The following is a 26,076-nucleotide window of genomic DNA, read 5'->3' as shown; positions in this document are numbered from 1 at the left end:
GGGACACATCTGGCGATCACCTTGGGTGCACAATGGCAGACGTTCGGTGATCATGCATGGAAGGCGTCCGGACGGCTGCGCAGCGGGCATAATGGGCCAGCGCTGACCGAGTTTCCGATGCGCGCATCAGCGCCGGGCGACTTTCGCATCGGCGGTGTGACCTGCCGGCGAATCGCGAATGAGCCGCAGCCGACCACCCACTCCGTTGCCCGCCGGCCTGCCCGCCGCCGTGCCGCCCCCCACCGCAGCCACGGGCCCTGGCCCCACCGCCCGGCCCCACAGGCCCGCCGCCCAGGCCACCGACTGGCCGAACAGGTACACCACCAGCACCAGGCTCACCACCGCAAGGTGGGCGGGCAGCAGCATGTAGGCCATCGCCGCCATGTCCACCGCGGCCGCCACCCACAACCGATTGAGCACGCCCTCGCGACGGCGCGCCGCCTCGGCGGTGACGACCAACGCCACCGCCCACGCGGCGAACACCCACCCACCGACGCGATAAAGGTCGGGGTGGATGCCACGGCCCCACAGGTACATCCCCGCCATGCTCAGCGCCATCGACGTGTGCCCGGCATGCCACCAGCGCGCCTGCCCCGGCCGGGACCCGGCATGCCACAGGTGCACCAGCACCACCGCCCCCAGCGCGACCGTCCAGCCGATCCGCAACCACATCGGCAGCAGCGGCATGCTCATCATCTGATGATGACCGCCGTGACCTCCCACTTCAGGCCCGCCGGAGCGACATCAACCGCTACAGCCGAAGCCGGGGAGGCAGCGGCAGCGGCTCCCGACCGCGCACGAGCAGTCCATGATCGCTCCCGTCCTGGACGAACCAACAAACCCGCACACAACGTAACTCCGGGTCATCCCACCGCGACAGCCATAAACAGCCGACCCCGCAGATACCGGAGCCAACCCCTCGGTCAAAGTCCGGCCGGGACCGTTCCCGAACCGCTGCCCATGGTTGAGATCCTCGAAGTACGGACCGTCGACCGTGTCCATGCGGAGGCTCACCGCGCCCTCCCCGCGGCGGCGCGGGCGAGGGTGCGCCGCGCCCCGGCCACGACGGCGGGGTCGATCATCTCGCCGTCCAGGGCCACCGCACCCGTTCCGCCCCGTTCGCCGTGTTCCATGGCGGCCTGGATCATCAACGCGCGTTCGACCTCCTCGTCCGCCGGCGTGAACGCCCGGTTGACGTCCGCAAGCTGCCGTGGGTGGATCACCCATTTTCCGTCGAACCCGAGGTCCCGGGCACGCCGGTTGGCGGCGGCCTGCCCCTCATCGTCGGTGAACGCGAGGTAGGGCCCGTCGATGGCCTGCAGTCCGTGCCGCCGGGCGGCCAGGATGACGGCGTGCTGGGCGGGCAGCCATGTGTCCAGGTCCCGGTAAGTGCGGCCGAGGGCGGCGCCCAGGTCCGCATAGCCGAGGATCAGGGTCCGCAGGCGCGGCGAGGCCGCCGCGATCTCGTCGACGCGGTGCAGGCCCTCCGGGCTCTCGATCAATGCCTGGATACCGATGTGCCAGTCGGCGCCACCGGCCGCTTCGATCCCGGTCAGCAACCGGTCCAGGAACGCGATGTCCTCCGGGCCGGACACCTTGGGCAGCACCAGCGAGGCGGGCGCGACGCTCTCCGTGAGGCGCAGGACGTCCTCATGGCACCATGCGGTGCCCGCCGCGTTCACCCGGACCGCGACGGTCCGCCCCCCCGAGCGTCAGCTCCGGCATCCGGGCCGCGAGTTCCGAACGGGCCCGTGCCTTCTCGTCCGCGGCGACGGAGTCCTCCAGATCGACCACGATCTCGTCGGCGGGGAGCCCCACCGCCTTGCCGACCTTCGCCCGATCCGACGCGGGAACGGACAGACACGAGCGACGCACCACCCGCTCGGGCCGATGCCGTACCGGCGGTCCCAGGTGCGCAGGGTGGACGGTGCCACGCCGTGGCGCTGCGCGACCGCGTCCACGCCCAGCCCGGCCTCCCGCTCCGCCGGCCCGCCCGTGTGTCCGCTCCCCTTCGTCCCGCCCGAGCGTACGATCTGCCAGGTCTTCGCCGGAACTCCAGGCGCCGGTTGCACCTCGGCCGCCTCGTAGACGTGCAGGTGCCGCCGCGCCGGGAAGGGGCAGGCCATGAAACTGACGAAAAAGCCGGAGCGGGGACCTACGGCCGGTGGGTGGCGGACCTACGCGGCAACGGTCGCGGCCGTGGCGGCGACGGCGGCCATCGCGGGTCCAAGGCGGTCAAGGCCGACAGCGTCTGGTACCAGTCGCCGTCCAAGCCGCCGCGGCAGCCGCCGTCCTGGACGTTCGGGGTGGTGTGGACGCCCTTGTACGCCTCGATCGCATGGGCCGGCGGCGTGCCCTGCTGCGGGCGCGGGGACGGCGGCGCCGGGCACTGGCCACCAGCCCCGGGGAGAGGTGTCTGGCGCCCACCAGGGAGTTGAACTCGTCGAGGGAGAGTGAAGGGTTCAGGAGCAGCCGGGCCCGCATGCCGCGCAGGCGGTGTCGGTGGCGGCGGCGCCGTCCTCTGCGGTCGACGCCGATGCGGTGGCGCCGGCGGCGGGCATGGCGCAGCAGGCGTCGCCGCGCCAGGCCTCGCGGCCTTCCTTGAGTGCGACGGCGGCGATGATGAGCGCGGCGATCGGGTCGGCCCAGGACCAGCCGAAGAGACTGTTGACGGCCAGCCCGGCCAGCAGCACGCCCGACAGATAGGTGCACAGCAGGGTCTGCTTGGAGTCGGCGACTGCGCTGGCCGAGCCCAGCTCACGGCCGGTCCGGCGCTGCGCGGCCGACAGGAACGGCATGACGGCCAGCGACAGTGCGGCCAGGACCAGACCGGGGGTGGAGTGCGCTGCCTCGCCGCCGCCGATCAGCGCCCGGACCGAGTCGGCGGTGACGTAGGCGGCCAGTGCGTAGAACGAGACCGCGATGATCCGCAGCGCGCGCTTCTCCCGCTGCTCGATCCGCTCCGGGGTGCGGGCGGAGAACTGCCAGGCGATCGCGGCGGCGGAGGCGACCTCGATCACCGAGTCCAGCCCGAACGCCACCAGCGCGCCGGAGGAGGCCAGGGTTCCGGCGGTGACGGCGACGACGGCCTCGATGAGGTTGTAGGTGATGGTGGCCGCGACCAGTAGGCGCACTCGCCGTGCCAGCACCGCCCGCCGCGCCGGCGAGGGGCCCAGTGACACGGTGGTCATGTCCGGGCCTTCCCGTCAGGAGTGCACGCGCCCACCGGCCGGCCGGCCGCGGCGCCGTAGGTGGGGCACAGCGCGACGGCGCGGTCGGTGGCCGCCAGCAGGTGCTCGGCCGAGCGCAGTAGGTCCAGCAGTTCGGGCGCGGCGATGAAGTAGAACGACTGGCGGCCCTCGGCGCGGTAGTCCACCAGCTTGCAGCCGCGCAGGCAGGCCAGGTGCTTGGACACCGTGGACTGCGCCAGCCTCATCTCGCGGGTCAGGTCCACCACCCGCGTCTCGCCTCGGGCCAGCCGCTGGACGATAGACAACCGCACCGGGTCGGCCAGCGAGTGGAACAGCGCCGCCGCCGGTGCGAGCCCGTCCAACGAATTCATGCCACAATAAGAATCAATCGTCATATCGTGATGATAGCCGCAGCTGCGATCAGTCAAGGGCGCCGGCCGCTAGGAGGCGGCGGTCGCGGGGATGTCCCGGCATTCGCTGATCAGCCGCCGGTAGCGCTGGTCCTCACCGGTCGAGTCAGGGGCCTTCAGGACGATGCCCGAGCAACGGCCGGCGTACCAGCCGGCGAGGATCGAGGGCATCTGATCGTAGGTGCCCTGCGGGACGAGCATCCCGATGACCTCGTCGCTCATGTGGGCGGCGAGCGCGGTCCAGTCCTTGCGCCGGGCCGTTTCCGACAGCGCCTCGCCCACCTCGCCGAGGCCGAACTCCTCCAACTGCCTGCGGTAGGCGGGGGTGCTGTACAGGAAGCCCAGCTCGGGCCGGCGCTCCTCGCGGACCTGCGCGAGCTCACCGGGGGTCGCGGCGAGCAGCGGCTGCGGCGCCACGACGAGGGCGGGCCCCTGTCCGGTGCGCCCGGCCGTGCGCGCCCCCCGCGCGAGCGCGGGCCGGATGCGGTGGTCCAGCATGCGGGGGTGGGAGCTGGTCGGGTGGCAGACGAAGCCGTCGGAGACCTCTCCCGCCAGGACGCACATCCGCTCGTTCACCCCGCCGGTCCATATCGGCGGTGCGGGGTGGTCGATCGGTCCGGGATTGAAGTACGGCTGCAGCCGCTCGAACCGGTAGTGGCTGCCGGTGTAGTCCAGGTCCGCCCCGGTCTGAAAGCTGTGGAAGATGGCCCGGAGCGAACCGACGTAGTCCCGCAGTCGCGCGACGGGCTCCGACCACGGTGTCGAGAAGCGGCCGACGATATTGCCCCGTACCTGGGAGGCGATACCCAGCTGAAACCGTCCGCCCGACAACTCGGTCAGGTCCCAGGCCGCGTAGGCCGTCACCATGGGGCTCCGCGGGAACGCGACCACCATGCTGGTACGGACCACCAGGCGCGTGGTGCGGGTGACGGCCAGGGCCGCGACCGTGAACGGGTCGTGGACCGTCTCCGGCACGTGCAGGACGTCGTAGCCCAGATCCTCGATGCGCCGCGCGAAGGAACCGACCTCGCTCAGCGGGAGACGGGCCGGGGCCGAGGCGATGATCTGCACCGTGCCGACTCTAGACGGGAAGGTCCGGGGCGCCGCCCGCCGGCTCGGCGGATTCCAGGATCGTCACCGTCCCGGCGGTCCCGTCCACGGTGATCCGGGTGCCCGCCGGCAGCAGCGCCATCGCTCCGTCGAGCGAGGTGACGGTGGGAATGCCGTACTCGCGGGCGAGGATGGCGCCGTGGGAGAGGATCCGTCCGGTCTCGGTGACCAGGCCCGCGATGAGCGGGAAGACGCTCGTCCATCCCGGGTCGATGTTCGAGGCCAGCAGGACGTACGGTGCCGTCGTCCCAGGACGGTCTCGACCTGTTTGGATCCAACCCGTGAACACAGCACCTCGCCCGTCGTACGGTCGAGGACAGAGTGGTCGGGCTCTGTCGAACGCCGACGGGGACGCGGCGGACGCGGCGGCGGTGTACCCGCCGGTGGACATGAACAGAGCCGCGGCGGCGAGGGTGAGCTGTACGAAGAGACCTCGTTGGGCTCCATCCTGACGGGAACCACTGCACGCCCGGACCGGGAGACGTTCCTCCAGTCCGCCGACCGCATGCTCACCGTCCTGGAGGAGAACCGCCGGCACGAACAGCCGCATCCGCCGCAATACACCACGAGGCGACCGGTGCGGCAGCGCCGCGGACTGCGCCGCCGGGGACTCATCGAACAACACGGCGGACGAGGCCGAACGACCGCCTACCGCCGACCGGCGGATTAGCCACGCGAATCCCCCGACCGTGCTCCGGCACGGACCACCGATCGGGCACCGGCGAGGCGATGTGCTGCCAGGGTGTGGTCCCGGTCCGGTCGCTCAGGTGCCCGGCGGCGGGTGCTCCTCGTCCTGGACGCCGAGCCTCCGGTACACGGGGCCGAGCAGCTCGAGCAGTGGCGTGCCGCGAACCTTCATTCAGGGAGGCTCCAGCGCGCGCAGCAGCAGGTCCGTCGGTGCGGGGCTCGGGGTGACGCGCGGCCCCCGTCCGCCCGTGAAGAAGTCCTCCATGCACTCGGCGAACGGGGCATCTTGCACGTCGAGCAGCCCGGGCCGTCGCGGCTCCTCGTCGGCGGGTGCGCCGCGTAGGTCGTCCAGCAGGTGCGAGCCTGATCAGGCATCGGCGTTCCTTCGCTGTTCGAGGCCGGGCCGGCCGACGGTGGCGAGCACCTCGGTGGCGAGCAGGCCGGTGACGGTCATCGTCATGTCACCGCCCGGCGGGTTGGAATCGGCGACGCAGCCACAACGACACGTACACCAGCCCCACCAGGACCAGGACCTCGATCAGCGGCCCGACCACACCGGACAGCGCCTGCCCGGAGGTGACGCCGAAGGTGCCGATGGCGACGGCGATGGCCAGCTCGAAGTTGTTTCCGGCGGCGGTGAAGGCGAGCGTCGCGGTGCGCGGGTAGGGCGGCCGGACAGCGTGTCCGAGGGCGAAGGACCCGCCCCACATGAGCGCGAAGTAGGCCAGCAGCGGCAGCGCGATACGGGCGACGTCGCCGGGCCGGCCGGTGATGGCGTCGCCTTGCAGGGCGAACAGGATGACGATGGTGAACAGCAGCCCGTACAGCGCGACCGGCCCGATCCGGGGCAGGAACCGCTCCTCGTACCACGCGCGGCCGCGGGCGCCCTCACCCAGGCGGCGGGTCAGGTAGCCGGCCGCCAGCGGGACGCCCAGGAACACCAGCACATTTACCACGATCTCGCCGACCGAGAAGTCCGCCTCGTCGGTCGCCAGCCCCAGCCATCCGGGCAGGACCTGGAGGTAGAACCAGCCGAGCGCACCGAACGCGATGACCTGGAAGACGGAGTTGAGCGCGACCAGCACGGCGGCGGCCTCACGGTCGCCGCAGGCCAGGTCGTTCCAGATGATGACCATCGCGATGCAGCGGGCCAGCCCGACGATGATCAGACCGGTGCGGTACTCGGGCAGGTCCGGCAGGAGGATCCAGGCCAGCGCGAACATCACCGCCGGGCCGATCACCCAGTTGAGGATCAGCGAGGTCAGCATGAGGCGGCGGTCGCCGGTGACGGTGTCGAGCCGGTCGTAGCGGACCTTGGCCAGCACCGGGTACATCATCACCAGCAGGCCCAGAGCGATCGGCAGCGAGATCCCGCCGGCCTCGACCTCGGCCAGCGCGGCGTCCAGTCCGGGAACGGCTCGTCCCAGCCCGAGACCGAGCACCATCGCCGCGATGATCCACACCGGCAGGAACCGGTCGAGGGTCGACAGCCCGGCGACCACCCCCGCTTCCCGCGGGCGTATACCGGCATCAGAGTCTTGCGTACTGGTCACGTGCACGGCCTCTTCCGCTGAAGGTTCTGAGCCTCGCGGGCGGCGGCTGCCAACTCACCGAGTTCGGAAGCCAGGTGCTCCAACGCCTCAGGCCGCAGCCGGTAGTAGGTGAACCGCCCGCAGGGCTCGGTCTCCACCAGCCCGGCCTCGCGCAACGCCCGCAAGTGGTTGGAGATGTTGGTCTGCTTGGCGCCGGTCTCCTCAACGAGATGGCAGTTGCACAACGCCTCGACAGCCAGCAGCGACACGATCCGCGCACGCAGCGGATCGGCCAGCAACCTCAACACATCAGCCTCAACTGACATCACTGTCGGATGATACATCACAGCCGGGAACAATCCATTCCGCCACCCATTGCAGCGGGTGTTGCGATACGCAGCCGACACCAAAGTCATGGAGCCGCCAACAGCGCGCCGGCGCAGACGTCCGAGCATCTCGCCGCCTATCCGGCCGGAATCGACGCGTCCGGTTTGCCTGGCCTTTGCCAGGACCGCACGCCGGTGGTGACCGATCGTGACCAGCTTCATGCGGCGACGTCGTACCGTGATCCGGTCGCCCTGACAGTTTGCCGTCTTTTGCAGCTGGGCGCCCTTTTGTTGCCAGCAGGTTTCCCGCATTGCACCGTTCCGTCCAACACGTACCGGGTTTCCTGTGCCCGGTCATCGTCTGTGTGCAGAGGGCGGACCCATGAGGCGGTTGGGCGTGATCGGCGTCATGGCGGCGATGTTCATCGTCGCTGTTTTCGGCGCGTGCCCGGGTTCAGGAGTCGCGGCGCCGGCGGCTGCGGGCGATGCGGCGGGTTATGTACGGCAGGCGGCCGCGGACCGCCCTGGTGAGGAGTTCGTCCGTGTCAGCGTCACCGCTGGGCCGCGCGGTCTGTCTTATCACGCCTATGCGCGGGCTTATCGAGGACTGCCGGTCGTGGGCGGTGACTTCGTCGTCGTCACCGACGCCGCCGGCGCGGTGATGGGCGATCCGCTGGCCGCGCAACGGCCCATCAGGGTGAAGGTCACCCCGCTCCTCACTCCGGCCCGGGCGACGCGAATCGCCAGGGCCGAACTCGCGAAGGCGATGGCTGACAGCCGACCCGCCCTGGTGGTGTTCTCTCCCGACCGCGAGCAGGCACTCGCCTACCAGTTGATCGTGACCGGACGTTCGGCGCGGGGGCGGCCGAGCAGGTTGCATGTGATCGTCGACGCGCGTTCCGGCTCCGTACTGGCGACCTGGGACGAGGTCATGGCGGGGACGAGCGACGGCTTTTACTACGACGGCGTGACGATCGACACTGAGCGGACGGCTTCGGGTTACGCCATGTCCGACCCGGCGCGACGCGGACTGTTCTGCGGCATCCAGGGCAACGGGCCGGTATCGGGACCGGACGACCGGTGGGGCAACGGCAGCGGCACGGACCTGGAGACGGCCTGCGGCGACGCCTACTACGTGGCGCAGCAGGAGTGGAACATGCTGCGCGACTGGTTGGGCCGCGATGGTTTCGACGGGCAGGGCCGAGGATTCCCGCTGTTCGTCGGGCTCAATTCCGTCAACTCCTATTGGAATGGCCACACGGTCAATATCGGCCGCACCAAGGACGCTCAGCGGCAGCTCTCGGTCCTGGACATCGTGGCACATGAGTTCGGGCACTCGGTATTCCAGTACACCCCGGGTGGTTTCGACGGTTACACCGAGACGTACGCGTTGAACGAGGCCAACGGTGACATTTTCGGCGCGCTCACCGAGCATTACGCGAACAACCCCGACGATCCGCCGGACTACCTGTTCGCCGAGCGGGCGGACGCTTTCGGCCGCGGTCCGGAGCGGGTGATGTACGACCCGTCGGCGGGGCCGCGTGACGAGCCGAACTGCTGGTCGACCCGGATCCCCGACACCGAGGTGCATGATGCGGCCGGGCCGGCGAACCACTGGTTCTACCTGGTCGCGGAGGGGTCCGCCCCCGGCGGGGACAAGCCTGCCAGCCCGATCTGCGCCGGCGGCCCCGCGTCGGTGACCGGGGTGGGGATCGAGACGGCGGGCAAGATCTGGATGACCGCGCTGCTGCAGAAGACCTCGTTCTGGGAGTACGCCGACGCTCGCGTCGCGACGCTGAACGCGGTGGGTCAGCTGTACCCGGGCGACTGCGGCAAGTTCGACACCGTCAAGGGCGCCTGGGACGCGGTGTCGGTGCCGCCTCAGCCCGGAGAGCCTGGACGTCCGGCCGACTGCGGCACCCCGGCCGGCGACTTCTCGATCTCGGTGTCCCCATCCTCGGCGACCGTCGATCCGGGTGGCACGGTGACGGCGACGGTGTCGACGCGGACCGTCTCAGGCGAGCCCCAGCAAGTCTCTCTGACGGCCCGGGATCTCCCGGCGGGCGTGACGGCTCGCTTTGAGCCGCCGTCGGTCACCTCCGGTGCGCCGTCCACCATGACGCTGACCACCACGACGTCCTCCCCGGCCGGCAGCCATCGGCTGACGATCGCGGGGACCGGCGCCGCTGCCACCCGCAGCACCGCGTTCACGCTGACAGTGCGGCAGGCGGCACCCGGCGGCTGTACCGGCTTCGAAACGAAGAGGACCGGCGCCCTGGCCTCTGGAGCCAGCGCGTACGTCGCCTTCGAACCTGGGGCTTCCGGCACCCACCGGGCCTGCCTGGACGGTCCCGCGGGCACCGACTTCGACCTGTACCTGCAGAAGTGGAACGGCGCGTCGTGGACCACCGTGGCGCGCGCCACGACACCGGCCGCCGACGAAGAACTGACCTACGCCGGAGCGGCCGGCTCCTATCGCTACCGCATCCACTCCTACCGGGGCGCAGGCGAATACGTCCTCGGTTACGACACGCCCTGATCCGGGTGTGCAGCCGACGTTCGACCCCGCAGAAAGGCGGCCGAAGGATGAGGCAACGATTGATCGCGCTCCTGACGGCGCTCGGCTTGGTGTTCTCAGGTGTGATGGTCCAGGCGGGTCCGGTGGCGGCCGACGCTCCAGGGACGTCCGCCTTCACGCTGACGGGCGCGCCACCGGACATCCCCGCGGAGAACGTCATGGCGCATCTTGAACGGTTCCAGGCCATCGCGTCCGACAACGGCGGGAACCGCGCCCACGGCAATCCGGGCTACCGGGCCTCGGCCGACTATGTGAAGGCGCAGCTGGACGCCGCCGGGTACACGACCACGCTCCAGCCCTTCACCTATCGCGGAGCCACCGGCTGGAACGTCCTCGCCGAGTGGCCCCACGGGGATCCGCACCAGGTCGCCTTCGCGGGAGCCCATCTGGACAGCGTTCCGGCGGGCCCCGGCATCAACGACAACGGGGCCGGCTCCGCCGCGGTCCTGGAGGTCGCACTCGCCGTGTCCCGCGCGGGCCTCCGTCCGCAGAAGCGGTTGCGGTTCGGCTGGTGGGGGGCCGAGGAACTCGGCCTGATCGGGTCCCGGTACTACGCCGACAACCTGGCCACGGCCGAACGCGACAAGATCGACATATATCTCAACTTCGACATGGTGGGGCAGAAGGACACCACGTCCTGGGGCGTCTACAGCCATACGCCGGCGGTCGCCGCCACGTTCAAGAAGTACTTCGCCGACCGGAACATCCCCACCTTCGACATCCGGTGGGACGGCAGCTCCGATCACTCGTCCTTCACCCGCCACGGCATTCCGGTCAGCGGCATCGGCTCAAGCGACGATCCGTGCTACCACTCGGCCTGCGACACCATCTCCAACGTCGGGCCCCGGGCGATGGGCATCAGCACCAACGCGATCGCCGCCGCGGTCTGGGACCTGGCCGGCGATGGCGCCCCCGCCGAGAACGATTTCTCGGTGTCGGTGTCGCCGGCGGCCGGGAACACCGACCCGGGCGGCTCGGTGTCGGCGACCGCGGCGACCACGACGGTCAAGGGCCAAGCGCAACCGGTGCAACTGTCGGCCAAGGGCCTGCCGGACGGGGCACAGGCCGCCTTCGACCCCCAGACGGTGACCTCCGGCGAATCGTCCGCGCTCACCATCAGCACCTCGGCCTCCACACCCCCGGGCACCTACCCGATCACCATCACCGGCACCGGCGACAAGGTCACCCGCAGCACCACCTTCACCCTCACCGTCAACGGCACCACCCCCACCGGCTGCCAAGGCTACGAGACCACCAAGACCGGCGACCTCACCACCGGCCGCAGCGACTACCAGCCCGACGGCGCCTACTTCTACACCGGCACCACCGGACGCCACCAAGCCTGCCTCGACGGCCCCGCGGGCACCGACTACGACCTCTACCTCCAGAAATGGACCGGCGCCGGCTGGAGCACCGTCGCCCAATCCACCACCCCCGAACCCGACGAAAAACTCACCTACAACGGCACCAGCGGCTACTACCGCTACCGCGTCCACGCCTACACCGGCAACGGCACCTACACCCTCGGCTACGACGCCCCTTAATTCCTGCTCAAGAGAGCCGGTCCTGGTCAGTGGAACCTGACCAAGGCCGGCTCTCGTCGTTGTCCTCGAAGGCATGCTCGGGCACACTCGTACGACCATGCTTCGCCCTTCGCGCGGCGGGAGACACCGGTGGACCCGATCACCGACGATGCGGGCGGGATGACGGCGCAGGCCCGCTTCGGCGCCTTGCTCAAGCACTGGCGCAGGCGGGCCGGGATGTCGCAGACCCGGCTGGCGGCCGAACTGGGCTACCACAACAGCGTCATCAGCCGGTGGGAGACGGGCGCGAGACAGCCACCGCTCGATCTGGTCCAGCGAATCGACACGGTGCTGGCCACCGGCGGGCGACTGGCGCAGCTGTACACCGAGACCGGATTATCCGGCGGCGCAGCCGACGGGCTTTCGGGTCTCGGGTCCGGCATGCCGCTGCCGGGCGGTCCCGAAGCGGCGGCAGGTGCCGTCGCGGCCTGGGATCGCGCGGAGTGGCCGGCCCGGCTGCCGTACCACGGCATCGAATGCCCGCTGCCCGGCCCCCACGGTTGCACGGTCCCTCCCGCCGGTCAGGCGGCCGCGATGTACGCGATGTTCACCGCTGACCCGGCCGCGTCCGCGCACAACGACATTATTCATGTGCTCACCGCTCAACTGGCCGTCTACACCCGGTTCACTGAAGAGCAAGGGCCGGCCGGCCTGCACACGCCCGTCGAGGCCGCACTGCACAAGATCGTCGGAGCGCTGCGCGGAGCAGCGGGCCCGAACGGGCGCGCGCTGCTCCATCTGGCCGCGGGCTATGCCAGCCTCGCCGGGCAGCTACGCACCTTCCGCGGCCAGCACGCCGCCGCGATGACGCTGTACGACAAGGGCCTGCAGTGGGCCACGCTCTGCGACGACACGTCGTTGCGCGCGACGTTCCTGTGCGACATGAGCTCCCTGGCACGCTTGGAGCACGACGGCGTCAGCGCCGTGACGTACGCGCAAGCCCTGCCCGCCGTCGGTGCCAGCCGTGTCTGGACCTCGGCGCTGTCCCACCTGTACCAGGCCCGCGGCTACGCCGTGCTCGGCGACCTCCACGAGACCACCCGCCACGTCGCGCATGCCCGCGACCGGCTCCATCACCTCACCGCGCAGGACGAGCACGAGGCGTTCTGGATGGCCGGCACACGCGGCAGAGTGCTCTTCGAGGCCGGCATCGGCGCAGCCCTCCGCGACGTGGCCGCCGCCACCGCCGACCACAGTGCCGCCCACGCCGCCAGGGCGGCCACGGAGGACTCCCTCGCCTTCGTCCCCGTCCACGTGCGCCCTGCGACCGTCCTGCTCGCGTTGCGGCTCGCCGACTGCTACGCCTGCGTCGGGCAGCCGGAGGCCGCGGCGGCGATCGCCACGCCGGTGCTCGCGGAGGCCATGACCACCCCGATGGCCACCGTCAGCCACGAGCTGCGCGGTCTCCGCCGCCGCCTCGCCGCCCGCTGGCCGAACCTCACCTCCCTGACAGACGTCCTCGAACCAGACCGGAGCTGACCTCCGGCCCCCGGCCCGCGGCCGTGTGTCGGCGCACCATTCCCAGACGTTTCCGGCCATGTTGTGCAGGCCGCAGCCGTTGGGCAGATGTGCACGGGCCGAGCCCCTCTCACCTCGGCACCGTCCGGACCTCGGGTCGGCGCGCCGACCCGAGGTCCGGACGGTGCCGAGGTGAGAGGGGCTCGGCCCGTGCACATCTGCCCAACGGCTGCGGCCTGCACAACATGGCCGGAAACGTCTGGGAATGGTGCGCCGACACACGGCCGCGGGCCGGGGGCCGGAGGTCAGCTCCGGTCTGGTTCGAGGACGTCTGTCAGGGAGGTGAGGTTCGGCCAGCGGGCGGCGAGGCGGCGGCGGAGACCGCGCAGCTCGTGGCTGACGGTGGCCATCGGGGTGGTCATGGCCTCCGCGAGCACCGGCGTGGCGATCGCCGCCGCGGCCTCCGGCTGCCCGACGCAGGCGTAGCAGTCGGCGAGCCGCAACGCGAGCAGGACGGTCGCAGGGCGCACGTGGACGGGGACGAAGGCGAGGGAGTCCTCCGTGGCCGCCCTGGCGGCGTGGGCGGCACTGTGGTCGGCGGTGGCGGCGGCCACGTCGCGGAGGGCTGCGCCGATGCCGGCCTCGAAGAGCACTCTGCCGCGTGTGCCGGCCATCCAGAACGCCTCGTGCTCGTCCTGCGCGGTGAGGTGATGGAGCCGGTCGCGGGCATGCGCGACGTGGCGGGTGGTCTCGTGGAGGTCGCCGAGCACGGCGTAGCCGCGGGCCTGGTACAGGTGGGACAGCGCCGAGGTCCAGACACGGCTGGCACCGACGGCGGGCAGGGCTTGCGCGTACGTCACGGCGCTGACGCCGTCGTGCTCCAAGCGTGCCAGGGAGCTCATGTCGCACAGGAACGTCGCGCGCAACGACGTGTCGTCGCAGAGCGTGGCCCACTGCAGGCCCTTGTCGTACAGCGTCATCGCGGCGGCGTGCTGGCCGCGGAAGGTGCGTAGCTGCCCGGCGAGGCTGGCATAGCCCGCGGCCAGATGGAGCAGCGCGCGCCCGTTCGGGCCCGCTGCTCCGCGCAGCGCTCCGACGATCTTGTGCAGTGCGGCCTCGACGGGCGTGTGCAGGCCGGCCGGCCCTTGCTCTTCAGTGAACCGGGTGTAGACGGCCAGTTGAGCGGTGAGCACATGAATAATGTCGTTGTGCGCGGACGCGGCCGGGTCAGCGGTGAACATCGCGTACATCGCGGCCGCCTGACCGGCGGGAGGGACCGTGCAACCGTGGGGGCCGGGCAGCGGGCATTCGATGCCGTGGTACGGCAGCCGGGCCGGCCACTCCGCGCGATCCCAGGCCGCGACGGCACCTGCCGCCGCTTCGGGACCGCCCGGCAGCGGCATGCCGGACCCGAGACCCGAAAGCCCGTCGGCTGCGCCGCCGGATAATCCGGTCTCGGTGTACAGCTGCGCCAGTCGCCCGCCGGTGGCCAGCACCGTGTCGATTCGCTGGACCAGATCGAGCGGTGGCTGTCTCGCGCCCGTCTCCCACCGGCTGATGACGCTGTTGTGGTAGCCCAGTTCGGCCGCCAGCCGGGTCTGCGACATCCCGGCCCGCCTGCGCCAGTGCTTGAGCAAGGCGCCGAAGCGGGCCTGCGCCGTCATCCCGCCCGCATCGTCGGTGATCGGGTCCACCGGTGTCTCCCGCCGCGCGAAGGGCGAAGCATGGTCGTACGAGTGTGCCCGAGCATGCCTTCGAGGACAACGACGAGAGCCGGCCTTGGTCAGGTTCCACTGACCAGGACCGGCTCTCTTGAGCAGGAATTAAGGGGCGTCGTAGCCGAGGGTGTAGGTGCCGTTGCCGGTGTAGGCGTGGACGCGGTAGCGGTAGTAGCCGCTGGTGCCGTTGTAGGTGAGTTTTTCGTCGGGTTCGGGGGTGGTGGATTGGGCGACGGTGCTCCAGCCGGCGCCGGTCCATTTCTGGAGGTAGAGGTCGTAGTCGGTGCCCGCGGGGCCGTCGAGGCAGGCTTGGTGGCGTCCGGTGGTGCCGGTGTAGAAGTAGGCGCCGTCGGGCTGGTAGTCGCTGCGGCCGGTGGTGAGGTCGCCGGTCTTGGTGGTCTCGTAGCCTTGGCAGCCGGTGGGGGTGGTGCCGTTGACGGTGAGGGTGAAGGTGGTGCTGCGGGTGACCTTGTCGCCGGTGCCGGTGATGGTGATCGGGTAGGTGCCCGGGGGTGTGGAGGCCGAGGTGCTGATGGTGAGCGCGGACGATTCGCCGGAGGTCACCGTCTGGGGGTCGAAGGCGGCCTGTGCCCCGTCCGGCAGGCCCTTGGCCGACAGTTGCACCGGTTGCGCTTGGCCCTTGACCGTCGTGGTCGCCGCGGTCGCCGACACCGAGCCGCCCGGGTCGGTGTTCCCGGCCGCCGGCGACACCGACACCGAGAAATCGTTCTCGGCGGGGGCGCCATCGCCGGCCAGGTCCCAGACCGCGGCGGCGATCGCGTTGGTGCTGATGCCCATCGCCCGGGGCCCGACGTTGGAGATGGTGTCGCAGGCCGAGTGGTAGCACGGATCGTCGCTTGAGCCGATGCCGCTGACCGGAATGCCGTGGCGGGTGAAGGACGAGTGATCGGAGCTGCCGTCCCACCGGATGTCGAAGGTGGGGATGTTCCGGTCGGCGAAGTACTTCTTGAACGTGGCGGCGACCGCCGGCGTATGGCTGTAGACGCCCCAGGACGTGGTGTCCTTCTGCCCCACCATGTCGAAGTTGAGATATATGTCGATCTTGTCGCGTTCGGCCGTGGCCAGGTTGTCGGCGTAGTACCGGGACCCGATCAGGCCGAGTTCCTCGGCCCCCCACCAGCCGAACCGCAACCGCTTCTGCGGACGGAGGCCCGCGCGGGACACGGCGAGTGCGACCTCCAGGACCGCGGCGGAGCCGGCCCCGTTGTCGTTGATGCCGGGGCCCGCCGGAACGCTGTCCAGATGGGCTCCCGCGAAGGCGACCTGGTGCGGATCCCCGTGGGGCCACTCGGCGAGGACGTTCCAGCCGGTGGCTCCGCGATAGGTGAAGGGCTGGAGCGTGGTCGTGTACCCGGCGGCGTCCAGCTGCGCCTTCACATAGTCGGCCGAGGCCCGGTAGCCCGGATTGCCGTGGGCGCGGTTCCCGCCGTTGTCGGACGCGATGGCCTGGAACCGTTCAAGATGCGCCATGACGTTCTCCGCGGGGATGTCCGGTGGCGCGCCCGTCAGCGTGAAGGCGGACGTCCCTGGAGCGTCGGCCGCCACCGGACCCGCCTGGACCATCACACCTGAGAACACCAAGCCGAGCGCCGTCAGGAGCGCGATCAATCGTTGCCTCATCCTTCGGCCGCCTTTCTGCGGGGTCGAACGTCGGCTGCACACCCGGATCAGGGCGTGTCGTAACCGAGGACGTATTCGCCTGCGCCCCGGTAGGAGTGGATGCGGTAGCGATAGGAGCCGGCCGCTCCGGCGTAGGTCAGTTCTTCGTCGGCGGCCGGTGTCGTGGCGCGCGCCACGGTGGTCCACGACGCGCCGTTCCACTTCTGCAGGTACAGGTCGAAGTCGGTGCCCGCGGGACCGTCCAGGCAGGCCCGGTGGGTGCCGGAAGCCCCAGGTTCGAAGGCGACGTACGCGCTGGCTCCAGAGGCCAGGGCGCCGGTCCTCTTCGTTTCGAAGCCGGTACAGCCGCCGGGTGCCGCCTGCCGCACTGTCAGCGTGAACGCGGTGCTGCGGGTGGCAGCGGCGCCGGTCCCCGCGATCGTCAGCCGATGGCTGCCGGCCGGGGAGGACGTCGTGGTGGTCAGCGTCATGGTGGACGGCGCACCGGAGGTGACCGACGGCGGCTCAAAGCGAGCCGTCACGCCCGCCGGGAGATCCCGGGCCGTCAGAGAGACTTGCTGGGGCTCGCCTGAGACGGTCCGCGTCGACACCGTCGCCGTCACCGTGCCACCCGGATCGACGGTCGCCGAGGATGGGGACACCGAGATCGAGAAGTCGCCGGCCGGGGTGCCGCAGTCGGCCGGACGTCCAGGCTCTCCGGGCTGAGGCGGCACCGACACCGCGTCCCAGGCGCCCTTGACGGTGTCGAACTTGCCGCAGTCGCCCGGGTACAGCTGACCCACCGCGTTCAGCGTCGCGACGCGAGCGTCGGCGTACTCCCAGAACGAGGTCTTCTGCAGCAGCGCGGTCATCCAGATCTTGCCCGCCGTCTCGATCCCCACCCCGGTCACCGACGCGGGGCCGCCGGCGCAGATCGGGCTGGCAGGCTTGTCCCCGCCGGGGGCGGACCCCTCCGCGACCAGGTAGAACCAGTGGTTCGCCGGCCCGGCCGCATCATGCACCTCGGTGTCGGGGATCCGGGTCGACCAGCAGTTCGGCTCGTCACGCGGCCCCGCCGACGGGTCGTACATCACCCGCTCCGGACCGCGGCCGAAAGCGTCCGCCCGCTCGGCGAACAGGTAGTCCGGCGGATCGTCGGGGTTGTTCGCGTAATGCTCGGTGAGCGCGCCGAAAATGTCACCGTTGGCCTCGTTCAACGCGTACGTCTCGGTGTAACCGTCGAAACCACCCGGGGTGTACTGGAATACCGAGTGCCCGAACTCATGTGCCACGATGTCCAGGACCGAGAGCTGCCGCTGAGCGTCCTTGGTGCGGCCGATATTGACCGTGTGGCCATTCCAATAGGAGTTGACGGAATTGAGCCCGACGAACAGCGGGAATCCTCGGCCCTGCCCGTCGAAACCATCGCGGCCCAACCAGTCGCGCAGCATGTTCCACTCCTGCTGCGCCACGTAGTAGGCGTCGCCGCAGGCCGTCTCCAGGTCCGTGCCGCTGCCGTTGCCCCACCGGTCGTCCGGTCCCGATACCGGCCCGTTGCCCTGGATGCCGCAGAACAGTCCGCGTCGCGCCGGGTCGGACATGGCGTAACCCGAAGCCGTCCGCTCAGTGTCGATCGTCACGCCGTCGTAGTAAAAGCCGTCGCTCGTCCCCGCCATGACCTCGTCCCAGGTCGCCAGTACGGAGCCGGAACGCGCGTCGACGATCACATGCAACCTGCTCGGCCGCCCCCGCGCCGAACGTCCGGTCACGATCAACTGGTAGGCGAGTGCCTGCTCGCGGTCGGGAGAGAACACCACCAGGGCGGGTCGGCTGTCAGCCATCGCCTTCGCGAGTTCGGCCCTGGCGATTCGCGTCGCCCGGGCCGGAGTGAGGAGCGGGGTGACCTTCACCCTGATGGGCCGTTGCGCGGCCAGCGGATCGCCCATCACCGCGCCGGCGGCGTCGGTGACGACGACGAAGTCACCGCCCACGACCGGCAGTCCTCGATAAGCCCGCGCATAGGCGTGATAAGACAGACCGCGCGGCCCAGCGGTGACGCTGACACGGACGAACTCCTCACCAGGGCGGTCCGCGGCCGCCTGCCGTACATAACCCGCCGCATCGCCCGCAGCCGCCGGCGCCGCGACTCCTGAACCCGGGCACGCGCCGAAAACAGCGACGATGAACATCGCCGCCATGACGCCGATCACGCCCAACCGCCTCATGGGTCCGCCCTCTGCACACAGACGATGACCGGGCACAGGAAACCCGGTACGTGTTGGACGGAACGGTGCAATGCGGGAAACCTGCTGGCAACAAAAGGGCGCCCAGCTGCAAAAGACGGCAAACTGTCAGGGCGACCGGATCACGGTACGACGTCGCCGCATGAAGCTGGTCACGATCGGTCACCACCGGCGTGCGGTCCTGGCAAAGGCCAGGCAAACCGGACGCGTCGATTCCGGCCGGATAGGCGGCGAGATGCTCGGACGTCTGCGCCGGCGCGCTGTTGGCGGCTCCATGACTTTGGTGTCGGCTGCGTATCGCAACACCCGCTGCAATGGGTGGCGGAATGGATTGTTCCCGGCTGTGATGTATCATCCGACAGTGATGTCAGTTGAGGCTGATGTGTTGAGGTTGCTGGCCGATCCGCTGCGTGCGCGGATCGTGTCGCTGCTGGCTGTCGAGGCGTTGTGCAACTGCCATCTCGTTGAGGAGACCGGCGCCAAGCAGACCAACATCTCCAACCACTTGCGGGCGTTGCGCGAGGCCGGGCTGGTGGAGACCGAGCCCTGCGGGCGGTTCACCTACTACCGGCTGCGGCCTGAGGCGTTGGAGCACCTGGCTTCCGAACTCGGTGAGTTGGCAGCCGCCGCCCGCGAGGCTCAGAACCTTCAGCGGAAGAGGCCGTGCACGTGACCAGTACGCAAGACTCTGATGCCGGTATACGCCCGCGGGAAGCGGGGGTGGTCGCCGGGCTGTCGACCCTCGACCGGTTCCTGCCGGTGTGGATCATCGCGGCGATGGTGCTCGGTCTCGGGCTGGGACGAGCCGTTCCCGGACTGGACGCCGCGCTGGCCGAGGTCGAGGCCGGCGGGATCTCGCTGCCGATCGCTCTGGGCCTGCTGGTGATGATGTACCCGGTGCTGGCCAAGGTCCGCTACGACCGGCTCGACACCGTCACCGGCGACCGCCGCCTCATGCTGACCTCGCTGATCCTCAACTGGGTGATCGGCCCGGCGGTGATGTTCGCGCTGGCCTGGATCCTCCTGCCGGACCTGCCCGAGTACCGCACCGGTCTGATCATCGTCGGGCTGGCCCGCTGCATCGCGATGGTCATCATCTGGAACGACCTGGCCTGCGGCGACCGTGAGGCCGCCGCCGTGCTGGTCGCGCTCAACTCCGTCTTCCAGGTCATCGCGTTCGGTGCGCTCGGCTGGTTCTACCTCCAGGTCCTGCCCGGATGGCTGGGGCTGGCGACCGACGAGGCGGACTTCTCGGTCGGCGAGATCGTGGTAAATGTGCTGGTGTTCCTGGGCGTCCCGCTGGCGGCCGGCTACCTGACCCGCCGCCTGGGTGAGGGCGCCCGCGGCCGCGCGTGGTACGAGGAGCGGTTCCTGCCCCGGATCGGGCCGGTCGCGCTGTACGGGCTGCTGTTCACCATCGTCATCCTGTTCGCCCTGCAAGGCGACGCCATCACCGGCCGGCCCGGCGACGTCGCCCGTATCGCGCTGCCGCTGCTGGCCTACTTCGCGCTCATGTGGGGCGGGTCCTTCGCCCTCGGACACGCTGTCCGGCCGCCCTACCCGCGCACCGCGACGCTCGCCTTCACCGCCGCCGGAAACAACTTCGAGCTGGCCATCGCCGTCGCCATCGGCACCTTCGGCGTCACCTCCGGGCAGGCGCTGTCCGGTGTGGTCGGGCCGCTGATCGAGGTCCTGGTCCTGGTGGGGCTGGTGTACGTGTCGTTGTGGCTGCGTCGCCGATTCCAACCCGCCGGGCGGTGACATGACGATGACCGTCACCGGCCTGCTCGCCACCGAGGTGCTCGCCACCGTCGGCCGGCCCGGCCTCGAACAGCGAAGGAACGCCGATGCCTGATCAGGCTCGCACCTGCTGGACGACCTACGCGGCGCACCCGCCGACGAGGAGCCGCGACGGCCCGGGCTGCTCGACGTGCAAGATGCCCCGTTCGCCGAGTGCATGGAGGACTTCTTCACGGGCGGACGGGGGCCGCGCGTCACCCCGAGCCCCGCACCGACGGACCTGCTGCTGCGCGCGCTGGAGCCTCCCTGAATGAAGGTTCGCGGCACGCCACTGCTCGAGCTGCTCGGCCCCGTGTACCGGAGGCTCGGCGTCCAGGACGAGGAGCACCCGCCGCCGGGCACCTGAGCGACCGGACCGGGACCACACCCTGGCAGCACATCGCCTCGCCGGTGCCCGATCGGTGGTCCGTGCCGGAGCACGGTCGGGGGATTCGCGTGGCTAATCCGCCGGTCGGCGGTAGGCGGTCGTTCGGCCTCGTCCGCCGTGTTGTTCGATGAGTCCCCGGCGGCGCAGTCCGCGGCGCTGCCGCACCGGTCGCCTCGTGGTGTATTGCGGCGGATGCGGCTGTTCGTGCCGGCGGTTCTCCTCCAGGACGGTGAGCATGCGGTCGGCGGACTGGAGGAACGTCTCCCGGTCCGGGCGCGCAGTGGTTCCCGTCAGGATGGAGCCCAACGAGGTCTCTTCGTACAGCTCACCCTCGCCGCCGCGGCTCTGTTCATGTCCACCGGCGGGTACACCGCCGCCGCGTCCGCCGCGTCCCCGTCGGCGTTCGACAGAGCCCGACCACTCTGTCCTCGACCGTACGACGGGCGAGGTGCTGTGTTCACGGGTTGGATCCAAACAGGTCGAGACCGTCCTGGGACGACGGCACCGTACGTCCTGCTGGCCTCGAACATCGACCCGGGATGGACGAGCGTCTTCCCGCTCATCGCGGGCCTGGTCACCGAGACCGGACGGATCCTCTCCCACGGCGCCATCCTCGCCCGCGAGTACGGCATTCCCACCGTCACCTCGCTCGACGGAGCGATGGCGCTGCTGCCGGCGGGCACCCGGATCACCGTGGACGGGACCGCCGGGACGGTGACGATCCTGGAATCCGCCGAGCCGGCGGGCGGCGCCCCGGACCTTCCCGTCTAGAGTCGGCACGGTGCAGATCATCGCCTCGGCCCCGGCCCGTCTCCCGCTGAGCGAGGTCGGTTCCTTCGCGCGGCGCATCGAGGATCTGGGCTACGACGTCCTGCACGTGCCGGAGACGGTCCACGACCCGTTCACGGTCGCGGCCCTGGCCGTCACCCGCACCACGCGCCTGGTGGTCCGTACCAGCATGGTGGTCGCGTTCCCGCGGAGCCCCATGGTGACGGCCTACGCGGCCTGGGACCTGACCGAGTTGTCGGGCGGACGGTTTCAGCTGGGTATCGCCTCCCAGGTACGGGGCAATATCGTCGGCCGCTTCTCGACACCGTGGTCGGAGCCCGTCGCGCGACTGCGGGACTACGTCGGTTCGCTCCGGGCCATCTTCCACAGCTTTCAGACCGGGGCGGACCTGGACTACACCGGCAGCCACTACCGGTTCGAGCGGCTGCAGCCGTACTTCAATCCCGGACCGATCGACCACCCCGCACCGCCGATATGGACCGGCGGGGTGAACGAGCGGATGTGCGTCCTGGCGGGAGAGGTCTCCGACGGCTTCGTCTGCCACCCGACCAGCTCCCACCCCCGCATGCTGGACCACCGCATCCGGCCCGCGCTCGCGCGGGGGGCGCGCACGGCCGGGCGCACCGGACAGGGGCCCGCCCTCGTCGTGGCGCCGCAGCCGCTGCTCGCCGCGACCCCCGGTGAGCTCGCGCAGGTCCGCGAGGAGCGCCGGCCCGAGCTGGGCTTCCTGTACAGCACCCCCGCCTACCGCAGGCAGTTGGAGGAGTTCGGCCTCGGCGAGGTGGGCGAGGCGCTGTCGGAAACGGCCCGGCGCAAGGACTGGACCGCGCTCGCCGCCCACATGAGCGACGAGGTCATCGGGATGCTCGTCCCGCAGGGCACCTACGATCAGATGCCCTCGATCCTCGCCGGCTGGTACGCCGGCCGTTGCTCGGGCATCGTCCTGAAGGCCCCTGACTCGACCGGTGAGGACCAGCGCTACCGGCGGCTGATCAGCGAATGCCGGGACATCCCCGCGACCGCCGCCTCCTAGCGGCCGGCGCCCTTGACTGATCGCAGCTGCGGCTATCATCACGATATGACGATTGATTCTTATTGTGGCATGAATTCGTTGGACGGGCTCGCACCGGCGGCGGCGCTGTTCCACTCGCTGGCCGACCCGGTGCGGTTGTCTATCGTCCAGCGGCTGGCCCGAGGCGAGACGCGGGTGGTGGACCTGACCCGCGAGATGAGGCTGGCGCAGTCCACGGTGTCCAAGCACCTGGCCTGCCTGCGCGGCTGCAAGCTGGTGGACTACCGCGCCGAGGGCCGCCAGTCGTTCTACTTCATCGCCGCGCCCGAACTGCTGGACCTACTGCGCTCGGCCGAGCACCTGCTGGCGGCCACCGACCGCGCCGTCGCGCTGTGCCCCACCTACGGCGCCGCGGCCGGCCGGCCGGTGGGCGCGTGCACTCCTGACGGGAAGGCCCGGACATGACCACCGTGTCACTGGGCCCCTCGCCGGCGCGGCGGGCGGTGCTGGCACGGCGAGTGCGCCTACTGGTCGCGGCCACCATCACCTACAACCTCATCGAGGCCGTCGTCGCCGTCACCGCCGGAACCCTGGCCTCCTCCGGCGCGCTGGTGGCGTTCGGGCTGGACTCGGTGATCGAGGTCGCCTCCGCCGCCGCGATCGCCTGGCAGTTCTCCGCCCGCACCCCGGAGCGGATCGAGCAGCGGGAGAAGCGCGCGCTGCGGATCATCGCGGTCTCGTTCTACGCACTGGCCGCCTACGTCACCGCCGACTCGGTCCGGGCGCTGATCGGCGGCGGCGAGGCAGCGCACTCCACCCCCGGTCTGGTCCTGGCCGCACTGTCGCTGGCCGTCATGCCGTTCCTGTCGGCCGCGCAGCGCCGGACCGGCCGTGAGCTGGGCTCGGCCAGCGCAGTCGCCGACTCCAAGCAGACCCTGCTGTGCACCTATCTGTCGGGCGTGCTGCTGGCCGGGCTGGCCGTCAACAGTCTCTTCGGCTGGTCCTGGGCCGACCCGATCGCCGCGCTCATCATCGCCGCCGTCGCACTCAAGGAAGGCCGCGAGGCCTGGCGCGGCGACGCCTGCTGCGCCATGCCCGCCGCCGGCGCCACCGCATCGGCGTCGACCGCAGAGGACGGCGCCGCCGCCACCGACACCGCCTGCGCGGCATGCGGGCCCGGCTGCTCCTGAACCCTTCACTCTCCCTCGACGAGTTCAACTCCCTGGTGGGCGCCAGACACCTCTCCCCGGGGCTGGTGGCCAGTGCCCGGCGCCGCCGTCCCCGCGCCCGCAGCAGGGCACGCCGCCGGCCCATGCGATCGAGGCGTACAAGGGCGTCCACACCACCCCGAACGTCCAGGACGGCGGCTGCCGCGGCGGCTTGGACGGCGACTGGTACCAGACGCTGTCGGCCTTGACCGCCTTGGACCCGCGATGGCCGCCGTCGCCGCCACGGCCGCGACCGTTGCCGCGTAGGTCCGCCACCCACCGGCCGTAGGTCCCCGCTCCGGCTTTTTCGTCAGTTTCATGGCCTGCCCCTTCCCGGCGCGGCGGCACCTGCACGTCTACGAGGCGGCCGAGGTGCAACCGGCGCCTGGAGTTCCGGCGAAGACCTGGCAGATCGTACGCTCGGGCGGGACGAAGGGGAGCGGACACACGGGCGGGCCGGCGGAGCGGGAGGCCGGGCTGGGCGTGGACGCGGTCGCGCAGCGCCACGGCGTGGCACCGTCCACCCTGCGCACCTGGGACCGCCGGTACGGCATCGGCCCGAGCGGGTGGTGCGTCGCTCGTGTCTGTCCGTTCCCGCGTCGGATCGGGCGAAGGTCGGCAAGGCGGTGGGGCTCCCCGCCGACGAGATCGTGGTCGATCTGGAGGACTCCGTCGCCGCGGACGAGAAGGCACGGGCCCGTTCGGAACTCGCGGCCCGGATGCCGGAGCTGACGCTCGGGGGGGCGGACCGTCGCGGTCCGGGTGAACGCGGCGGGCACCGCATGGTGCCATGAGGACGTCCTGCGCCTCACGGAGAGCGTCGCGCCCGCCTCGCTGGTGCTGCCCAAGGTGTCCGGCCCGGAGGACATCGCGTTCCTGGACCGGTTGCTGACCGGGATCGAAGCGGCCGGTGGCGCCGACTGGCACATCGGTATCCAGGCATTGATCGAGAGCCCGGAGGGCCTGCACCGCGTCGACGAGATCGCGGCGGCCTCGCCGCGCCTGCGGACCCTGATCCTCGGCTATGCGGACCTGGGCGCCGCCCTCGGCCGCACTTACCGGGACCTGGACACATGGCTGCCCGCCCAGCACGCCGTCATCCTGGCCGCCCGGCGGCACGGACTGCAGGCCATCGACGGGCCCTACCTCGCGTTCACCGACGATGAGGGGCAGGCCGCCGCCAACCGGCGTGCCCGGGACCTCGGGTTCGACGGAAAATGGGTGATCCACCCACGGCAGCTTGCGGACGTCAACCGGGCGTTCACGCCGGCGGACGAGGAGGTCGAACGCGCGTTGATGATCCAGGCCGCCATGGAACACGGCGAACGGGGCGGAACGGGTGCGGTGGCCCTGGACGGCGAGATGATCGACCCCGCCGTCGTGGCCGGGGCGCGGCGCACCCTCGCCCGCGCCGCCGCGGGGAGGGCGCGGTGAGCCTCCGCATGGACACGGTCGACGGTCCGTACTTCGAGGATCTCAACCATGGGCAGCGGTTCGGGAACGGTCCCGGCCGGACTTTGACCGAGGGGTTGGCTCCGGTATCTGCGGGGTCGGCTGTTTATGGCTGTCGCGGTGGGATGACCCGGAGTTACGTTGTGTGCGGGTTTGTTGGTTCGTCCAGGACGGGAGCGATCATGGACTGCTCGTGCGCGGTCGGGAGCCGCTGCCGCTGCCTCCCCGGCTTCGGCTGTAGCGGTTGATGTCGCTCCGGCGGGCCTGAAGTGGGAGGTCACGGCGGTCATCATCAGATGATGAGCATGCCGCTGCTGCCGATGTGGTTGCGGATCGGCTGGACGGTCGCGCTGGGGGCGGTGGTGCTGGTGCACCTGTGGCATGCCGGGTCCCGGCCGGGGCAGGCGCGCTGGTGGCATGCCGGGCACACGTCGATGGCGCTGAGCATGGCGGGGATGTACCTGTGGGGCCGTGGCATCCACCCCGACCTTTATCGCGTCGGTGGGTGGGTGTTCGCCGCGTGGGCGGTGGCGTTGGTCGTCACCGCCGAGGCGGCGCGCCGTCGCGAGGGCGTGCTCAATCGGTTGTGGGTGGCGGCCGCGGTGGACATGGCGGCGATGGCCTACATGCTGCTGCCCGCCCACCTTGCGGTGGTGAGCCTGGTGCTGGTGGTGTACCTGTTCGGCCAGTCGGTGGCCTGGGCGGCGGGCCTGTGGGGCCGGGCGGTGGGGCCAGGGCCCGTGGCTGCGGTGGGGGGCGGCACGGCGGCGGGCAGGCCGGCGGGCAACGGAGTGGGTGGTCGGCTGCGGCTCATTCGCGATTCGCCGGCAGGTCACACCGCCGATGCGAAAGTCGCCCGGCGCTGATGCGCGCATCGGAAACTCGGTCAGCGCTGGCCCATTATGCCCGCTGCGCAGCCGTCCGGACGCCTTCCATGCATGATCACCGAACGTCTGCCATTGTGCACCCAAGGTGATCGCCAGATGTGTCCC

26 protein-coding genes and 2 pseudogenes are annotated in these 26,076 nt (G+C 70.6%); 14 read left to right on the top strand and 14 right to left on the bottom strand.

Features of this window, described 5'->3' with window-relative positions; all coding sequences use genetic code 11:
• Positions 1-126 precede the first annotated feature (126 nt).
• The 3 genes from HUX53_RS02840 to HUX53_RS39850 form a co-directional block, all read right to left on the bottom strand.
• Positions 127-687, bottom strand: coding sequence for a DUF5134 domain-containing protein (locus tag HUX53_RS02840; protein ID WP_176401596.1), 561 nt, complete (start codon positions 685-687; stop codon positions 127-129).
• 323 nt (positions 688-1,010) lie between these two features.
• A complete protein-coding gene (locus tag HUX53_RS02835; protein WP_309237014.1) occupies positions 1,011-1,682 on the bottom strand; it encodes a CoA ester lyase in 672 nt (223 codons plus the stop codon).
• Positions 1,651-1,818, bottom strand: coding sequence for a hypothetical protein (locus HUX53_RS39850; protein ID WP_309237015.1), 168 nt, complete (start codon positions 1,816-1,818; stop codon positions 1,651-1,653). Before HUX53_RS39850 ends, HUX53_RS02835 begins: the two co-directional genes overlap by 32 nt.
• Between HUX53_RS39850 and HUX53_RS42920 the strand changes: the two genes are divergently transcribed.
• Positions 1,752-2,438, top strand: coding sequence for a tryptophan-rich sensory protein (locus tag HUX53_RS42920; RefSeq protein ID WP_369009181.1), 687 nt, complete (start codon positions 1,752-1,754; stop codon positions 2,436-2,438). The genes HUX53_RS39850 and HUX53_RS42920 overlap by 67 nt on opposite strands.
• Positions 2,439-2,462: 24 nt before the next feature.
• Here HUX53_RS42920 and HUX53_RS02825 read toward each other — a convergent pair whose 3' ends face one another.
• The 6 genes from HUX53_RS02825 to HUX53_RS02800 form a co-directional block, all read right to left on the bottom strand.
• Positions 2,463-3,191, bottom strand: a complete 729-nt coding sequence (locus tag HUX53_RS02825; RefSeq protein ID WP_176401597.1) for a cation transporter — start codon at positions 3,189-3,191, stop codon at positions 2,463-2,465.
• The gene (locus HUX53_RS02820; RefSeq protein ID WP_176401598.1) at positions 3,188-3,562 is read right to left on the bottom strand and encodes a helix-turn-helix transcriptional regulator; all 375 of its coding nucleotides are present in this window, start codon (positions 3,560-3,562) and stop codon (positions 3,188-3,190) included. The genes HUX53_RS02825 and HUX53_RS02820 overlap by 4 nt, the downstream gene beginning before the upstream one ends.
• Positions 3,563-3,631: 69 nt before the next feature.
• A complete protein-coding gene (locus HUX53_RS02815) occupies positions 3,632-4,672 on the bottom strand; it encodes a TIGR03617 family F420-dependent LLM class oxidoreductase (protein WP_176401599.1) in 1,041 nt (346 codons plus the stop codon).
• 10 nt (positions 4,673-4,682) lie between these two features.
• Complete coding sequence (locus HUX53_RS39845; RefSeq protein ID WP_217919011.1) at positions 4,683-5,000, bottom strand: PEP-utilizing enzyme; 318 nt, start codon at positions 4,998-5,000, stop codon at positions 4,683-4,685.
• Between the two features lie 859 nt (positions 5,001-5,859).
• Positions 5,860-6,900, bottom strand: coding sequence for an ACR3 family arsenite efflux transporter (gene arsB, locus HUX53_RS02805; RefSeq protein ID WP_309237016.1), 1,041 nt, complete (start codon positions 6,898-6,900; stop codon positions 5,860-5,862).
• Between the two features lie 47 nt (positions 6,901-6,947).
• Complete coding sequence (locus tag HUX53_RS02800) at positions 6,948-7,235, bottom strand: helix-turn-helix transcriptional regulator (protein ID WP_217919014.1); 288 nt, start codon at positions 7,233-7,235, stop codon at positions 6,948-6,950.
• 403 nt (positions 7,236-7,638) lie between these two features.
• Here HUX53_RS02800 and HUX53_RS02795 point away from each other — a divergent pair, with 403 nt between their 5' ends.
• From HUX53_RS02795 to HUX53_RS02785, 3 genes are all read left to right on the top strand, one after another.
• Entirely contained in the window at positions 7,639-9,795 is a 2,157-nt protein-coding gene (locus tag HUX53_RS02795; protein WP_176401602.1) for a M4 family metallopeptidase, read from the top strand.
• A 47-nt stretch (positions 9,796-9,842) separates the two neighbouring features.
• Positions 9,843-11,378, top strand: coding sequence for a M20/M25/M40 family metallo-hydrolase (locus HUX53_RS02790; RefSeq protein ID WP_217919012.1), 1,536 nt, complete (start codon positions 9,843-9,845; stop codon positions 11,376-11,378).
• Positions 11,379-11,507: 129 nt separating this feature from the next.
• Complete coding sequence (locus HUX53_RS02785; RefSeq protein WP_176401603.1) at positions 11,508-12,896, top strand: helix-turn-helix domain-containing protein; 1,389 nt, start codon at positions 11,508-11,510, stop codon at positions 12,894-12,896.
• 30 nt (positions 12,897-12,926) lie between these two features.
• Here HUX53_RS02785 and HUX53_RS42915 read toward each other — a convergent pair.
• Positions 12,927-12,986, bottom strand: a pseudogene (locus tag HUX53_RS42915) (SUMF1/EgtB/PvdO family nonheme iron enzyme); the annotation flags it as partial.
• On the opposite strand from HUX53_RS42915, the pseudogene HUX53_RS42910 reads away from it, so the two are divergent.
• A pseudogene (locus HUX53_RS42910) lies at positions 12,986-13,150 on the top strand (SUMF1/EgtB/PvdO family nonheme iron enzyme); the annotation flags it as partial. The pseudogenes HUX53_RS42915 and HUX53_RS42910 overlap by 1 nt on opposite strands.
• Before the next feature lie 30 nt (positions 13,151-13,180).
• Here HUX53_RS42910 and HUX53_RS02780 read toward each other — a convergent pair.
• The 3 genes from HUX53_RS02780 to HUX53_RS02770 all read right to left on the bottom strand — a co-directional run bounded on the left by HUX53_RS02780 (position 13,181) and on the right by HUX53_RS02770 (position 18,438).
• Entirely contained in the window at positions 13,181-14,569 is a 1,389-nt protein-coding gene (locus HUX53_RS02780) for a helix-turn-helix domain-containing protein (protein ID WP_176401603.1), read from the bottom strand.
• 129 nt (positions 14,570-14,698) lie between these two features.
• On the bottom strand, positions 14,699-16,234 hold the full coding sequence (locus HUX53_RS02775) for a M20/M25/M40 family metallo-hydrolase (protein ID WP_217919012.1): 1,536 nt from the start codon (positions 16,232-16,234) through the stop codon (positions 14,699-14,701).
• Positions 16,235-16,281: 47 nt separating this feature from the next.
• Positions 16,282-18,438 (bottom strand): M4 family metallopeptidase, encoded by a 2,157-nt coding sequence (locus HUX53_RS02770; protein WP_176401602.1) that lies wholly within the window; start codon positions 18,436-18,438, stop codon positions 16,282-16,284.
• 403 nt (positions 18,439-18,841) lie between these two features.
• Between HUX53_RS02770 and HUX53_RS02765 the strand changes: the two genes are divergently transcribed.
• The 6 genes from HUX53_RS02765 to HUX53_RS02740 all read left to right on the top strand — a co-directional run bounded on the left by HUX53_RS02765 (position 18,842) and on the right by HUX53_RS02740 (position 23,614).
• Entirely contained in the window at positions 18,842-19,129 is a 288-nt protein-coding gene (locus HUX53_RS02765; protein ID WP_217919014.1) for a helix-turn-helix transcriptional regulator, read from the top strand.
• A gap of 47 nt (positions 19,130-19,176) precedes the next feature.
• Positions 19,177-20,217 (top strand): ACR3 family arsenite efflux transporter, encoded by a 1,041-nt coding sequence (arsB, locus tag HUX53_RS02760; protein ID WP_309237016.1) that lies wholly within the window; start codon positions 19,177-19,179, stop codon positions 20,215-20,217.
• 859 nt (positions 20,218-21,076) lie between these two features.
• Entirely contained in the window at positions 21,077-21,394 is a 318-nt protein-coding gene (locus HUX53_RS39840; protein WP_217919011.1) for a PEP-utilizing enzyme, read from the top strand.
• Positions 21,395-21,404: 10 nt separating this feature from the next.
• Positions 21,405-22,445 carry a TIGR03617 family F420-dependent LLM class oxidoreductase gene (locus tag HUX53_RS02750; RefSeq protein WP_176401599.1) on the top strand — a complete coding sequence of 347 codons (1,041 nt, stop codon included), beginning with the start codon at positions 21,405-21,407 and terminating at the stop codon, positions 22,443-22,445.
• Between the two features lie 69 nt (positions 22,446-22,514).
• Positions 22,515-22,889, top strand: a complete 375-nt coding sequence (locus HUX53_RS02745; RefSeq protein WP_176401598.1) for a helix-turn-helix transcriptional regulator — start codon at positions 22,515-22,517, stop codon at positions 22,887-22,889.
• A complete protein-coding gene (locus HUX53_RS02740; protein ID WP_176401597.1) occupies positions 22,886-23,614 on the top strand; it encodes a cation transporter in 729 nt (242 codons plus the stop codon). The genes HUX53_RS02745 and HUX53_RS02740 overlap by 4 nt, the downstream gene beginning before the upstream one ends.
• Before the next feature lie 24 nt (positions 23,615-23,638).
• Here the strand turns inward: HUX53_RS02740 and HUX53_RS42905 are convergent, their stop codons facing one another.
• Complete coding sequence (locus HUX53_RS42905) at positions 23,639-23,908, bottom strand: tryptophan-rich sensory protein (protein ID WP_217919010.1); 270 nt, start codon at positions 23,906-23,908, stop codon at positions 23,639-23,641.
• Between the two features lie 350 nt (positions 23,909-24,258).
• Between HUX53_RS42905 and HUX53_RS39835 the strand changes: the two genes are divergently transcribed.
• The 3 genes from HUX53_RS39835 (at position 24,259) to HUX53_RS02725 (ending at position 25,950) form a co-directional block, all read left to right on the top strand.
• Positions 24,259-24,426 (top strand): hypothetical protein, encoded by a 168-nt coding sequence (locus HUX53_RS39835; protein WP_309237015.1) that lies wholly within the window; start codon positions 24,259-24,261, stop codon positions 24,424-24,426.
• Entirely contained in the window at positions 24,395-25,066 is a 672-nt protein-coding gene (locus tag HUX53_RS02730) for a CoA ester lyase (RefSeq protein WP_309237014.1), read from the top strand. Before HUX53_RS39835 ends, HUX53_RS02730 begins: the two co-directional genes overlap by 32 nt.
• A gap of 323 nt (positions 25,067-25,389) precedes the next feature.
• Positions 25,390-25,950, top strand: a complete 561-nt coding sequence (locus tag HUX53_RS02725) for a DUF5134 domain-containing protein (protein ID WP_176401596.1) — start codon at positions 25,390-25,392, stop codon at positions 25,948-25,950.
• The last annotated feature ends 126 nt before the right edge of the window (positions 25,951-26,076 follow it).

The sequence above is a fragment of the Actinomadura sp. BRA 177 genome (assembly GCF_013372625.1).
Taxonomy (GTDB): Bacteria; Actinomycetota; Actinomycetes; order Streptosporangiales; family Streptosporangiaceae; genus Spirillospora.
Note: the sequence above shows the minus strand (reverse complement) of the source record. Positions and strands in the feature narration are given on the sequence as shown.

Excerpts from the sequence above, each read along its gene's own strand:
- HUX53_RS02745 (WP_176401598.1), top strand. The coding sequence starts at position 22,515 with ATGAATTCGTTGGACGGGCTCGCACCGGCGGCGGCGCTGTTCCACTCG.
- HUX53_RS02825 (WP_176401597.1), bottom strand. The coding sequence starts at position 3,191 with ATGACCACCGTGTCACTGGGCCCCTCGCCGGCGCGGCGGGCGGTGCTG.
- HUX53_RS02795 (WP_176401602.1), top strand. The coding sequence starts at position 7,639 with ATGAGGCGGTTGGGCGTGATCGGCGTCATGGCGGCGATGTTCATCGTC.
- HUX53_RS02840 (WP_176401596.1), bottom strand. The coding sequence starts at position 687 with ATGCCGCTGCTGCCGATGTGGTTGCGGATCGGCTGGACGGTCGCGCTG.
- HUX53_RS02790 (WP_217919012.1), top strand. The coding sequence starts at position 9,843 with ATGAGGCAACGATTGATCGCGCTCCTGACGGCGCTCGGCTTGGTGTTC.
- HUX53_RS02770 (WP_176401602.1), bottom strand. The coding sequence starts at position 18,438 with ATGAGGCGGTTGGGCGTGATCGGCGTCATGGCGGCGATGTTCATCGTC.
- HUX53_RS02740 (WP_176401597.1), top strand. The coding sequence starts at position 22,886 with ATGACCACCGTGTCACTGGGCCCCTCGCCGGCGCGGCGGGCGGTGCTG.
- HUX53_RS02725 (WP_176401596.1), top strand. The coding sequence starts at position 25,390 with ATGCCGCTGCTGCCGATGTGGTTGCGGATCGGCTGGACGGTCGCGCTG.
- HUX53_RS02820 (WP_176401598.1), bottom strand. The coding sequence starts at position 3,562 with ATGAATTCGTTGGACGGGCTCGCACCGGCGGCGGCGCTGTTCCACTCG.
- HUX53_RS02775 (WP_217919012.1), bottom strand. The coding sequence starts at position 16,234 with ATGAGGCAACGATTGATCGCGCTCCTGACGGCGCTCGGCTTGGTGTTC.